The following is a 12,709-nucleotide window of genomic DNA, read 5'->3' as shown; positions in this document are numbered from 1 at the left end:
GTCAAATGTTTGTTGAGCAAGAATGGATTTTAAAACGTGCAGCTTTAACACCTCACCACATCGCCTTGATTAATTTAACATCAAAGGAACAATGGACCTACCAGCAATTATCTGAGGAAATCGGCAAATGGAGTCAATTTTTCGAACGGCAGCAGCTACAAAAAGGAAGTAGAGTAGCTGTTTTTGCGAAAAATCATATCCAATTGTTTGCTGTTTTATTTGCCTGCGGGCTACGTGGGCTCATTTATGTGCCGTTAAATTGGCGCTTAAGCAAGGAGGAGCTAACACAAATTTTGGAGGATGCGACGCCTGCTATCCTATTATACGAAGAGGATAGTTATTGTCCCTTGGTTTTAGAAAAAATGTTTTCACTTCATGTTAGCCAGCATGAGAAGGAGATACAACCAAGTAGGCAAGACGTGGATGTGGATGATCCTTGGTTAATGATTTATACAGGAGGCACGACGGGTCAGCCAAAGGGGGTAGTGTTATCCTTTCAGTCGGTCAATTGGAATGCCATGAATACTATTATTAGCTGGGGTTTACATGCTCAAGATCGGACATTAAATTATATGCCGATGTTTCATACTGGTGGCTTAAATGCTTTATGCATTCCCTTACTTATGGCGGGAGGAACCGTCGTTATTGGCGATAAATTTGATGCAGAAGAGGCACTACAAGCAACGAACCAATATCAAACGACAATTTCTCTTTTTGTGCCAACTATGTATCAAGCAATGATTGCTACGAAGTATTTTCAGGAAAATCAATTTCCTTCCATGAAGGTATTTTTATCTGGCGGTGCCCCGTGCCCTCATCCTATTTACGATGCTTTTTATAATAAGGGATTATTTTTTAAAGAGGGATATGGTTTAACAGAAGCAGGACCCAATAATTTTTATATTGACCGAGAGCGTGCCTATGCAAAAAAGGGGGCTGTCGGGAAAAGTATGCAATTCAATGAAGCTAAAATCATCAATCATATAGGAAAAAGTTGTGCACCTGGAGAAGTAGGAGAGCTATTGGTAAGAGGGAAGCATATGTTTCGCTTTTACTGGAATAACAAGCAAGAAACTGCCAATATCCTGCAAGATGGCTGGTTGAAAACAGGGGATTTAGCGATGATGGATGCGGATGGCGATTTTTATATTGTTGGGCGTAGAAAAGAAATGATTATTTCAGGTGGTGAAAATATCTATCCTCAGGAAGTAGAACAATGTCTACTACGGCATCCAGATGTGCGGGAGGTGGCCGTGATTGGTGTAGGTGATGACTATTGGGGTGAGATCGTGACAGCTTTTATTGTTTGTCCCCACCAGGTAGCCTCTCTATTAGATGATCTTAATGAGCTATGTCATCAACAATTAGGTCGTTATAAGATTCCAAAACAAATGATTTTCTTAGACGAACTACCGAAAACAAGCGTTGGTAAAATCGATAAAAAGGCATTGTATAGGCTTGTTGACTCATCTATCTGTTAAGTATGATGAGAAGGAAGAAACGCTCGTCTTTCTAATTCCGAAATAAGAGAGGGACACATAAATGGCCCACGCATTAGTTATTGGTGGAACAGGGATGTTGGCAGACACCTCCCTATGGTTAGTGAATAATGGCTACCATGTCTCAGTAATTGGACGTAGTGCCCATCGAATGGAAGATTTGCGAAATAGAACAACCAAACCCGCCCTTCTAACGCCGATTTTAGTTGATTATTGTGATATAGCCTTATTAAAAGAGGAGCTAGAAGAAACGCTCGCGCATAATGGGCCCATTTGAATTGGTCGTTGCTTGGATTCATTCCTATGCGGACACTACATTAGAGAACATCTCCAATGTAATTTCAATAGAGAATAACGGGGAATGGAAACTGTTTCATGTGTTGGGGAGTAAGGCGAATTTAAGTGAAGTCCAAGAGAAATTGAAGCTCCATTCTCGTTCGCAATACAGACAAATCCAGCTAGGTTTTATGATGGAAGAAGGTCATGCGAGATGGCTGACACATGAGGAAATATCGCAAGGTGTCGTTGCTGCTATTCAACAGGATCAACCTATTCATATCGTCGGGACGCTACAACCTTGGGCAAAGCGACCGTTATAAACTAACTAACCTTCGTCTAACTAGATGGACGAAGGTTTTTACATATTTCCATTAGCAGTTTGTTTTAGATGTCTACATAATTGTGAGGGAATGTTAGGTTTGTGTGAAAAACGTCAGAATCAGCCAACTTTTTTCTCCTTACATTTTACTTAGTATAACAAAATCATTTCTATATAACTTATCCTTATTTATTCACATCTCTTCCCATCAGACCGACATATCAGTAAAATAGAGTAGGTTAGGGGGATTACATGTGAAAGATCAACGCTTTAAAATAGCGCATCGAGAGGCGCTTATCGGAATTGGACTCGTCCTTGTCAACTTTGCAATTTGGTTTGGCTTTGCCTATGGATTAGGTTCAGGAGATCCAAGAAATTATACGTATGTATTTGGTTTTCCTGCCTGGTTTTTCTATAGCTGTATCGCTGGGACAGGCTTTATGATCCTTCTTATCTGGATTGTGATGAAACTCTTTTTCAAAGAGGTACCATTTGATGATGAGGAGGTGGATCGCTAATGCATTGGCAAGTTGTATTTCCATTGCTATTATTTTTAATTATTATATTTGGAATCGGTATTTGGGCCAATAAGCATGTACGCTCCTCTAATTCATTCCTACAGGAGTATTTCCTAGGTGGTCGTGAAATGGGTGGTTTTATCCTTGCGATGACGATGATTGCTACATATGGCAGTGCGAGTAGTTTTATCGGAGGACCGGGTGTAGCCTATACAAAAGGACTTGGGTGGGTATTACTGGCAATGGCTCAGCTACCAGCAGGTTATTTTGTGCTCATGATTTTAGGGAAAAAATTCGCCATTATTGCTCGTCGTTACCAGGCCATTACGTTAATCGACTTTTTACGTGAACGCTACAAAAGCCATGTCATTGTTATTTTATCAGCAATTAGCATCATTGTTTTCTTATTTTCGGCTATGATGGCTCAATGGGTTGGGGGTGCACGCTTAATTGAGTCGTTAACTGGCTTAAGCTACACTGCAGCACTGTTTATTTTTGCGATTTCCGTGTTAGTATATGTGATTATTGGAGGTTTCCGTGCGGTTGCGCTAACAGATACGGTCCAAGGTTCCATTATGGTGATTGGTACAATTATTTTATTAATCGGCACGATTGTGGCAGGTGGAGGCATCGACAATATAATGGCCTCACTGGTTGCTGAAAATCCTGACTTTGTGTCACCATTTGGCGCACAAGGAGATTTAACACCTTTGTATGTCTCGACATTTTGGATTCTCATTGGTGTAGGGGTTGTAGGACTTCCGCAAATTGCGGTTCGTGCGATGAGCTATAAGGATTCCAAAAGTATGCATCAAGCGATTCTTATTGGCACGATTGCCATAGGGACAATCATGTTTGGCATGCATTTAATTGGTGTGTTAGCCCGACCTGTCATACCTGGCATTGAAATTGGTGATAAAGTTATGCCGCTCCTGACATTGAAGGTATTACCGCCATTTTTAGCAGGAATCGTTTTAGCTGCACCAATGGCTGCGACAATGTCTACGGTTAATGCTTTACTAATGCTTGTCAGCTCTACAGTTGTCAAAGACATCTATTTAAATTATATGAAGCCGAAAGCTAGTGATGCAGAGATTAAGCGTGCAAGCTTTATTGTAACAACAGTCATAGGCCTAGCGGTTGTCATCTTTGCACTCAATCCACCTGATTTATTAGTGTGGTTGAACTTATTTGCCTTTGGTGGACTAGAGGCTGTCTTTATTTGGACAGTCGTTTTAGGATTGTATTGGAAAAAAGCCAATAAATACGGAGCGATTGCGTCGATGATTACAGGCATGTTGTTGTACATTATGATTGATCGGTTTTATCCTTCTGTCTTTGGTATGCATACAGTCACGATACCAATTGTCGCATCCTTCTTTATTTTTGTGCTTGTCAGTTTGTCCACTAGTCATAAATTTAAAAATGAAAAGCTTATGATTTAACGCCAAAACGCCACAGATTTCAAATTCTGTGGCGTTTATTTTAATGCATCATAAAATCATAGGCATTTTTCGCAAGTAATGTCATTGTAACGACAATAAATAGTGTGCGGACAAAGCCACTTCCTTTCTTGATTGCCATGCGTGAGCCAAGCATAGCCCCACCAATTTGCGCAATGCCCATGACTAGACCATAAACATAATGAATTTGACCTAAGTAAGCAAACATACAAACACCAGCCACATTACTCGCCAAATTTAAAAACTTCGCATTACCAGCCGCCTTTAAAAAATCAAAGCCTACCAGTAAGAAGCTAAAGATTAAAAAGGACCCTGTCCCAGGACCAAGAAATCCATCATAAAAACCAATAGCAAATAATAGCAGCATAAATAGAAATAAATGCATTTTAGATAGATTTTTTACAGTAGCGACGGCACCCCAATCCTTTTTAAAGATCGTATATATCCCAACAGCCGCCAGCATAACAAGCATCAATGGCTTTAGTAATGCTGGATTGATTAGATGTACAGTCCATGCACCACATAATGATCCGATAAATGCTAGCGGAAAATATTTGAGGACAGAGCGAATGTCCAGCTGGCCAGAACGATAGAAAGAAATAGAGGAAGTGAGCGAGCCCATAGCTCCTGCTAGTTTATTTGTGGCAACAGCAGCGGCTGGATTAAGCCCTACAAATAGTAAGGCTGGTAGTGAAATTAAACCGCCCCCTCCCACTACTGAGTCAACAAAAGCCGCCAGAAATCCAAATGAAATTAATAGTATGAGAATATGTACATCGATTTCAAACAACATATGACACCTCTTTAGAATTAGTTACTACTGAAATAGTAACTAATTTTATTTACGCTGTAAACCCCATTTTTTCATTGGCAAATCTTCACAAAGGTAGCCTATAATAAAGATAATGGAGGGATTACATGGAGGAATTAATCACCCAGCTGAAAGAAATGGGTTTTACAGAATATGAAGCGAAGGCCTATACGGCACTTGTTCAGCAAAGTCATGTCAGTGCCTATCAGGTTAGTAAAAATTCTGGCATACCACGTGCAAGAGTGTATGATATTTTAAATATCCTTGTAGAAAAGGGCATCGTGTTAAAAGAAGAGACCGCAGAACAAACGACCTATTCGGCAATGCCTGTGTCTGTGTTCTTACAGCAAATGCAACAGCGCTGGGAGTCGAATTTTACGTCTATAAGCGGGAAGCTAGAGAAATTAGAGGAAAAAGTGCAGGAAGCTGAGCCTAAAGTGGTCATGCTGAAGGGCAGGGAATCTATTATCAATTATTGTCAGTCACTTCTAAAGAAGGCGAAGAAAAAAGTGATGCTGTCGATGTGGGAAGATATGTATGAGGTCTTACGTGAAGATTTGCAAGAGGTGGCGCTGCATGTTCCTGTTCATGGCATTACGTTATATGTAGGAGAGCATCTAGCCTCAATTGACCAGCATAGAGCCACACATTATACAAAAAAAGCGTCGACACCGCATTGGTTTATCTTATCGGTAGATGGTCAGGAAATGATTTATGGTCATTCTCCATCTACCCAAGAGACGGCCTTTATCACCAATGATTCCGTTCACATTTATTTGTTAGAGGATTATATATGGCATGATGTACTCATTAATCGGTTAGTAAAACGGGATGATCAGGAGTTAGAAGACTGGATTGCTAAGGAGCGGAAAGCTTTTTTCTTAGAATAGTCTTATAAGGGAAGGGGAGTAACTTGAAAAAATTCGTGTTGCTAGGTTTAATGAGCTTACTCATGCTAGGAGCCTGTAATGCTACACCACCAACCAATCCACCAACGATTCATGAGCTAACGGTTGTCCCAGATAATGTCCAAAAAAATATTGTTTCTAATGACAGAATACAACTATTACATGAAAATGATGCTCCATATTATCTTGTTTATTATTCAAAAGGGAATGTATTGGCAAGTATTACAGCTGAGGGAAATAGGCTTATCATCCAGTTAGAAGAAGGCAGCGAGCAAAGGAAAGAGGCTCAGCCCTATGTTTTTCAAATCACCGTCAAGAATCCTGAGCTTGATACCATTGATTTGCGAATAAACGGTCAGAGTACGCCCATTGATCGTATGACCATTATGTGATAAAAGAAACCGAAGTCTTTAGATGAGATTTCGGTTTCTTTATGAGATGTCTAATAAAAGACTTTGTCTACGTTATATTTAGAGCGGAAAGTATTAATCGCGTATGTTTCGTAAATTTCACGTTCCATTGGATCTTCTACTTCATAGACTTCAATTTTGAACACTTCATCACGATGGTTTTTCATCGGAGATACATTATCCTCGAAATGTTTTTTAATACGTTGACGAATTTTACGTGCTTTCCCAACAAATAATAGCTCATTCTTGTCATTATAGAATAAGAAAATGCCGCCTTTATCACGTGTGATTTTATGGAAGTCAATAAAACCGAAGTAAGGTGTGATTGGCACATCACCTGGTTTTAAATCTTGTTCACGTTGACGGATTACTAGATCTGGTTTTGGAAATTCAATTTTAATCAAACTATTCACGTTCCTCTCTCTTACTAAAAGTATATGGTAACATAATTACGGCATGTTTACCATAAATTTTAAATGCAGAAACACCACATATAGCAAGCTTAGTGTACATCAATTGAGCAAGGAACATGCACATGAATCACAAAATATTCTATGAATTATTGATATTCTAACTAGTTCGTGTTACAATTCAAGATAATTAAATAATCTTATCAAGAGAAGCTGAGGGATTTGGCCCGATGACGCTTCAGCAACCTCTAACAATTGTTAGAAAGGTGCTAATTCCAGCAAAGGATTTTTTCCTTTGAGAGATAAGAGTGGACGTGAAAAAAATCCTTCTCATTCTATCTCGTATGGAATGAGGAGGATTTTTTAATTTCGTTGCATCCTATGCAAGCAAGGTTTGCTAAAAGAGAGTGATTATAGAGAGGGGAAAGCAAGATGCCAATTAATATTCCGAAAAATTTACCAGCTGGAGAACATTTACGTGAGGAAAAAATCTTCGTCATGGAAGAAGATCGTGCGAAAACACAGCAAATCCGTCCATTAAATATATTAATATTAAATTTAATGCCTGAAAAAGAAAAAACAGAGCTCCAATTATTACGTTTATTGGGGAATACACCATTACAGGTGAATATTACCTTTTTGAATACAGCCACACACGAGTCTAAAAATGTGAGTAAATCCCATTTGCAGCTTTTTTACACAACGTTCAATCAGATTCGACACCGCCGCTATGATGGTATGATTATAACTGGTGCGCCAGTAGAAAAAATGGCTTTTGAAGAGGTCAACTATTGGCAGGAAATTTCAGAAATTATGGATTGGTCTAAAAAGAATGTGACATCTGTGCTACATATATGTTGGGGGGCACAGGCTGCATTGTATCATCATTATGGCATTGGGAAGGTCGAGCTTTCTGCTAAATGCTCAGGTGTCTATTCCCATGTGATTACAGATTTAACTGTAGATTTGGTACGTGGCTTTAGTGATTTATTTACTGCGCCCCACTCACGCTATACATCTGTTTCGATTGACGAGGTTCGCAATCATCCAGATCTACGATTATTATCCTATTCAGAGGATGCAGGGGTATTTATTGTACAATCAAAAGATAATAAAAATATTATGATTACGGGGCATCTAGAGTATGATGCGACAACGCTAGCCGATGAATACAGTCGCGATGTGGCGAAGGGCATAGATATCGCTGTTCCTGTAAACTACTTCCCGAATGACGATCCGACACAAGTGCCGATGAATACATGGCGTGCCCATACGCATCTATTATTCTCTAACTGGTTGAACTACTATGTTTACCAAGAAACACCATATGAATGGGATTTTGTAGATGAAATCGAATATCATATTTAATTAATAAAAAGTCTAATTTCTTTTCTAGCTTTAAAAGAAATTAGACTTTTTGATTGTCATTTTCTGTTTCCTGCTGAGGTGTTTCGTTTTTTTGAGCTTTGGATTTACGATTTCGAATAACTACCACAATCAGCAATAGTATGGGTAATAAAATGGTGAAAATAAAGGAAAAGATTGGCCAAATTTCATTATTATAATTAGTAGAATGCACAATATCTGGATGAACAATTTGAGAAAGTCCAATAACAATTATCCCCATCGGTATAATGAGTGGGCGATGATCCTTGATCTTTAAAATTTGTGCGAGGCCAACAACGGTCGTATAGAAATACATAAATGTACGAATATAAATAGACGAAATCCACATAAATGCCATAATGATCTCTATACGCTGTAAAAAATTTCCTATAGATATTCTTTGTGCTAAGGCATAGCTAGGAAAAGTCCTTGATGCTGTGTTTTCAGGACCTAATACAAGAATCGATAGGACAATCAACGTAACTAAGACGATTCCACCAAAGATTGCCCCAATATATAGCCCTTTCTGTGCAGACGGCTGTACATTGACACCAGTAGGATAGAGCATCATTAATACAAGTAATGGAAAGGAAAAGATACTCATAAAGCGTGCAATACTATAAAACATAGATGTTTTGGTTGCTTCTAGTAGAGGCTGAATATTCTCAAATGTAATTTGAGGGGTAATACTAAGGACGAAAAAAATAAAAATAAAGATAAACAATGGGAAGAGGATTTCTGCCGAACGGGCAAAGGTCTCAATTCCTAAATAAGCGGCATACATAATAATGATACTGAACAGTAGGGCAAATGCTAATGTCGGTGTCTCTGGCATTACTTCCGTTTTCATGAAAATACCTATAAAATAGAGTAATTCTCCAGCCGAAAGAAAGGTCATAATCAGGAAACAAATTGCTGTGATTTTCCCAAAAAAACGCCCAAGAATTTTTTCATTAGCCTCGATAAAGTTTAGAGATGGTGTTTGATTGGCCAGTGTTAAAAATAATTTTAGTACCAGTAAACTAAGGAGAACACCAATGCTTGCTGCTATCCAAGCATCTTGCTTAGCGGCACCAGTAATACTCGAAGGGATAATTAAAATCGCTGTACCGATAGAATAGAGGAAGGTAACGATTGTAAACTGTCTTGAACTAATTATCTCTTTTTCCATCAAGCTACCCTCCGTTTCTCAGTCCATCTTTCTATTTTGTGAATGACACAATGTAATCCCTAATTGGTGTGAAGATAAAGGTAATCAAATCTAATGGGCTAGGAATATGGATTTTCAGGGCAATCCCCATATTTAAAGCCGTTCCAATAAGAAGCAAAAAGGAGAATACAATCATGGCTTTTCTATCCTGTTGCTTTTTTAGCTTTGGAATAAAAATAAGCGCAATGATTATCGCGATGATCAAGATAGCTACGGCTAGTACCATTGCATTTATTCCTCCTTTGGCTTGTTTAATAATGAATTTTGCATCGTACCTGAACCTTGGGTAGTTACCTTTACATGAACTACCACTGCTAAATCTGGAAAAATGGAAGTCCAATCATCCTTGATTTTTTTCCACTGCTTAGGATCTGCCCGATGTAGGGCATCCCCAAATCCAAAAACATCTACTTCATATTGCTGTTGAATTTTCTCTACTGTTTTTTCTATGCGTTCATCAATTCCCTGGGCTGTTTTTTTGTTAACGTAATCAATCGATTTATTTTTGGTAAGATCGATATCACATTCGACCTCTCCAACATTCTGCTCTACATTAATATGAACATCGATTTTCGGTTTCCCGTTTTTAAATGACCCTTTCACCTTTGTAGTGGATTGGGTAATTTCAGTAGACAAGGTCCCTTTATTAGGACAGGCAATGATTTCTATCGTACTTTGAATTTTGTCATTAAGAAAACTAACACTTTTGCTTTCACTTTCAGTCAGTAGCCCTATATATTTATCTCCTTTAAAGACTGCTAAACCTGTATAACCTAATAGCACAGGTGCTTTAACACGTTGCACATTTGTTTGATCTACCCCTAATTTCTTATCGCCATGAATTTCAATAGCAGAAATTAATGCCCCTTTCTGCTTATTGCTTAACGTATTGACTAATTCATCAATATTAACAGCTATTGTGGAGCCCCAAGCCTTTTCAGAGACATCCAGGGAATTTAACATTTTATTAGCAGGAACTTTTTCGATGGGTGTTAGTACATTTAATACTTCCTTCGCTGTTGCTTCGTGAGACATAATGACGTCGAAATCCTTACGAAATTCATGGTCCCTTACAATTAAATCAAGTGCATCACTCATGCCTTCTTTAGCAAGATCTTCCCCTAAAACAACCACTTGAAGGTGGGCAAAATAGGGCTTTCGAGCAGCGATGGTCGTCATTTTTCGAATCGCCTCAAAGATGGTTTCGCCTCTCGAATGATAGCTAACGACAGGTGAGCGTTGAGTGGAAGCTTGTCGCACTGAGACTTCACTAGGATCGACAATTTGAACTGTAATTTCATATTCCTCATCTATTTTGTCAATGCCTAGTGCTACGACAATGGCTAATTCATTTAATTCTCGCTTACTCCAGCAACCACTTAACAGTAAAGTGAGGATACATAGTAAGCAAATCCAGTTTAATTTTGCCATATTCTATTCCTCATTTATCCTGAAGTTATTTCCTGCCTTTTACATTGATATAGTTATGTCCTCTAACAATATTTTTTTGATTGACTAAACGAGGTCGTGTAAGTAATTTTCTACGCGGGAACAGCACAAATGCATCCTTCTGATCCTGTAGTACCAAGGGTGCGAATGGACTTAAATAAGGTACACCAAATGAACGAATGCTACATAGATGAAGAATAATTAGCATAATGCCAAACATTACACCGAATAAACCAAACATAGCAGCTAAAATCATTAATGGGAAACGTAGTACCCGAATCGTATTCGATAAGCCATAGGCAGGGAATAGGAAGCTGCAAATCGCTGTTAGGGCTACGATGATTACCATTACAGCGGAAACGACCCCTGCATCAACTGCTGCCTGACCAATAACTAAAGTACCTACAATGGATACCGCAGGACCGATTGTTCGAGGCATACGAAGTCCAGCTTCCCTTAAGACCTCAAAGGCAACCTCCATAATAAGCGCTTCTACCACTGCAGGAAAGGGTACGCCCTCCCTTTGTGAAGCGATGCTAATTAACATGGGTGTTGGTAGCATTTCTTGGTGGAAGGTAGTAATCGCTACATACAAGGATGGTGCTACTAATGCTAGACTGATACCAAAGAAACGCAATATACGTACAAGTGAGCTAATCATCCAATGCTGATAATAATCTTCTGCTGATTGTAAAAAGGATGTAAATAGCGCTGGTACGACTAAGACAAAAGGTGTGCCATCAACTAGAATCGCCACTTTGCCATCTAATAATTCACCTGCGATGACATCAGGACGTTCGGAGTTATAGACGGTTGGAAACATAGAGTTTTTTGAGTCTTGAATAAAATCCTCAATATAGCCACTTTCCAAAATGCCATCAATATTGATACGATCTAATCGAGCCAATACCTCTGCGACGATTTTGTCACTGGCGATGCCATTTATATACATCACCGCTACATCTGTTTGTGTCACATCTCCAATTACACGGGACTTAATCCAGAGATTCGGACTTTTTATTTTGCGACGAATGAGCGCTGTATTCGTACGCAAGGTTTCCGTAAAGGATTCCCTCGGTCCGCGAATAACGGATTCCGTCGATGGCTCTGTGACAGCTCGATCCTTGGCACTTCTTGTACTTGTCACAATCCCCTCAGCAAAGCCATCTAATAAAATAACCGTTTCACCATTGAGAATAGCATTGTAGAGTGTTGTGAAATGCTCGATATTCGTGACATCGCCTACTGTTAAATAGGAATTCCGAACATATTGGTTAATTGTTGTTATTTCAATATCTTGTTCTTCTTCAATATTTGCCATCAGTTTATCGATAACAGAATCAGAAATAGTCGTTTTATCCGATAAGCCATCAATGGAAATTATGGCGAGACTATGGGGGGCAGTCTCTCCAATCGCAATTTCCCGTATGATAATATCATTACTATGCCCTAGTGACTGTTGAATGATTTTTATATTTTTAGATAGGGAAGTATACAATAAATCGTTCGTTGTATGGGATGGGGAGGTCTCGTTATGGTTAGACATGGACATGTGTTTTCCTCCTCAATTGGTCGTTCATTACCTTTAGAATGGACAATTTTTTTGAGAGATAAACGAAAGAGATATGAAAAATCTAGCTATTTGTGGCAATATCACATCCCTTGCGACTTTTGTGTGTCTTGTTTTGGAATAAATAAAAAACAGTCTGTCCTTTCATCTATTGAAAGGACAGACTGCTTTATGTACGATAGTCGTATTGTAATTCATCTTTACTTGTATCAACATCAACATGTAAATTGTGATCGTTAAAGAACCAAAGATCTTTCTCATCAATATAATAGATAACACCATCAATTTCTGTCTGCACACCTATGGCAATAGGTTCCTCACGTGTCATGCCTAGTGAAAAGCCTTCATGAAACGGGCTTGAGCCACCATAACGTGCATAAAAACGGATTGTATCACCAGGTTCAACTTCCATTTCATGTTTGAACCATTGTAGGGCTTCATCTGTCAATGCAATATTCATTTCAAATGCTCCTCTCT

15 protein-coding genes and 1 riboswitch are annotated in these 12,709 nt (G+C 38.8%); of the genes, 8 read left to right on the top strand and 7 right to left on the bottom strand.

Going from position 1 to position 12,709, the window contains the following annotated elements:
• Positions 1-5 precede the first annotated feature (5 nt).
• The 5 genes from PSR12_RS12270 to panF all read left to right on the top strand — a co-directional run bounded on the left by PSR12_RS12270 (position 6) and on the right by panF (position 4,060).
• Entirely contained in the window at positions 6-1,481 is a 1,476-nt protein-coding gene (locus PSR12_RS12270) for a class I adenylate-forming enzyme family protein (protein WP_257522243.1), read from the top strand.
• 61 nt (positions 1,482-1,542) lie between these two features.
• Positions 1,543-1,776 (top strand): Rossmann-fold NAD(P)-binding domain-containing protein, encoded by a 234-nt coding sequence (locus PSR12_RS12265; RefSeq protein ID WP_257522242.1) that lies wholly within the window; start codon positions 1,543-1,545, stop codon positions 1,774-1,776.
• A complete protein-coding gene (locus PSR12_RS12260) occupies positions 1,763-2,098 on the top strand; it encodes a Rossmann-fold NAD(P)-binding domain-containing protein (RefSeq protein ID WP_274769063.1) in 336 nt (111 codons plus the stop codon). The genes PSR12_RS12265 and PSR12_RS12260 overlap by 14 nt, the downstream gene beginning before the upstream one ends.
• A 253-nt stretch (positions 2,099-2,351) precedes the next feature.
• On the top strand, positions 2,352-2,615 hold the full coding sequence (locus PSR12_RS12255) for a YhdT family protein (protein WP_004227902.1): 264 nt from the start codon (positions 2,352-2,354) through the stop codon (positions 2,613-2,615).
• The gene (gene panF / locus PSR12_RS12250) at positions 2,615-4,060 is read left to right on the top strand and encodes a sodium/pantothenate symporter (protein WP_216486813.1); all 1,446 of its coding nucleotides are present in this window, start codon (positions 2,615-2,617) and stop codon (positions 4,058-4,060) included. Before PSR12_RS12255 ends, panF begins: the two co-directional genes overlap by 1 nt.
• Before the next feature lie 40 nt (positions 4,061-4,100).
• On the opposite strand, the gene PSR12_RS12245 is transcribed toward panF, so the two are convergent.
• Positions 4,101-4,871, bottom strand: a complete 771-nt coding sequence (locus tag PSR12_RS12245; protein ID WP_274769059.1) for a TSUP family transporter — start codon at positions 4,869-4,871, stop codon at positions 4,101-4,103.
• Between the two features lie 125 nt (positions 4,872-4,996).
• Between PSR12_RS12245 and PSR12_RS12240 the strand changes: the two genes are divergently transcribed.
• Together PSR12_RS12240 and PSR12_RS12235 are read left to right on the top strand one after the other, a co-directional pair.
• On the top strand, positions 4,997-5,779 hold the full coding sequence (locus PSR12_RS12240; RefSeq protein WP_221682870.1) for a TrmB family transcriptional regulator: 783 nt from the start codon (positions 4,997-4,999) through the stop codon (positions 5,777-5,779).
• A gap of 23 nt (positions 5,780-5,802) precedes the next feature.
• A complete protein-coding gene (locus tag PSR12_RS12235; RefSeq protein WP_257522240.1) occupies positions 5,803-6,189 on the top strand; it encodes a hypothetical protein in 387 nt (128 codons plus the stop codon).
• A gap of 50 nt (positions 6,190-6,239) precedes the next feature.
• Here PSR12_RS12235 and PSR12_RS12230 read toward each other — a convergent pair whose 3' ends face one another.
• Positions 6,240-6,611: a nucleotide excision repair endonuclease gene (locus PSR12_RS12230; RefSeq protein ID WP_004227912.1), complete on the bottom strand. Its 372-nt coding sequence runs from the start codon at positions 6,609-6,611 to the stop codon at positions 6,240-6,242.
• A 203-nt stretch (positions 6,612-6,814) separates the two neighbouring features.
• Positions 6,815-6,926, top strand: a riboswitch (SAM riboswitch).
• 123 nt (positions 6,927-7,049) lie between these two features.
• On the opposite strand from PSR12_RS12230, the gene metA reads away from it, so the two are divergent.
• Positions 7,050-7,985: a homoserine O-acetyltransferase MetA gene (gene metA, locus PSR12_RS12225; protein WP_004227915.1), complete on the top strand. Its 936-nt coding sequence runs from the start codon at positions 7,050-7,052 to the stop codon at positions 7,983-7,985.
• 40 nt (positions 7,986-8,025) lie between these two features.
• Here the strand turns inward: metA and PSR12_RS12220 are convergent, their stop codons facing one another.
• The 5 genes from PSR12_RS12220 to PSR12_RS12200 form a co-directional block, all read right to left on the bottom strand.
• A complete protein-coding gene (locus PSR12_RS12220; RefSeq protein WP_221682868.1) occupies positions 8,026-9,174 on the bottom strand; it encodes a GerAB/ArcD/ProY family transporter in 1,149 nt (382 codons plus the stop codon).
• 31 nt (positions 9,175-9,205) lie between these two features.
• On the bottom strand, positions 9,206-9,439 hold the full coding sequence (locus PSR12_RS12215) for a hypothetical protein (RefSeq protein ID WP_221682867.1): 234 nt from the start codon (positions 9,437-9,439) through the stop codon (positions 9,206-9,208).
• Between the two features lie 5 nt (positions 9,440-9,444).
• Positions 9,445-10,644, bottom strand: a complete 1,200-nt coding sequence (locus PSR12_RS12210) for a Ger(x)C family spore germination protein (RefSeq protein ID WP_221682866.1) — start codon at positions 10,642-10,644, stop codon at positions 9,445-9,447.
• A gap of 25 nt (positions 10,645-10,669) precedes the next feature.
• A complete protein-coding gene (locus PSR12_RS12205) occupies positions 10,670-12,214 on the bottom strand; it encodes a spore germination protein (protein WP_221682865.1) in 1,545 nt (514 codons plus the stop codon).
• A 187-nt stretch (positions 12,215-12,401) separates the two neighbouring features.
• Positions 12,402-12,692, bottom strand: a complete 291-nt coding sequence (locus PSR12_RS12200) for a HesB/YadR/YfhF family protein (RefSeq protein ID WP_004227919.1) — start codon at positions 12,690-12,692, stop codon at positions 12,402-12,404.
• Positions 12,693-12,709: the final 17 nt, after the last annotated feature.

Origin of the sequence: Lysinibacillus sp. G01H, from assembly GCF_028872195.1 — a bacterium.
GTDB lineage: Bacteria > Bacillota > Bacilli > Bacillales_A > Planococcaceae > Lysinibacillus > Lysinibacillus capsici.
Note: the sequence above shows the minus strand (reverse complement) of the source record. Positions and strands in the feature narration are given on the sequence as shown.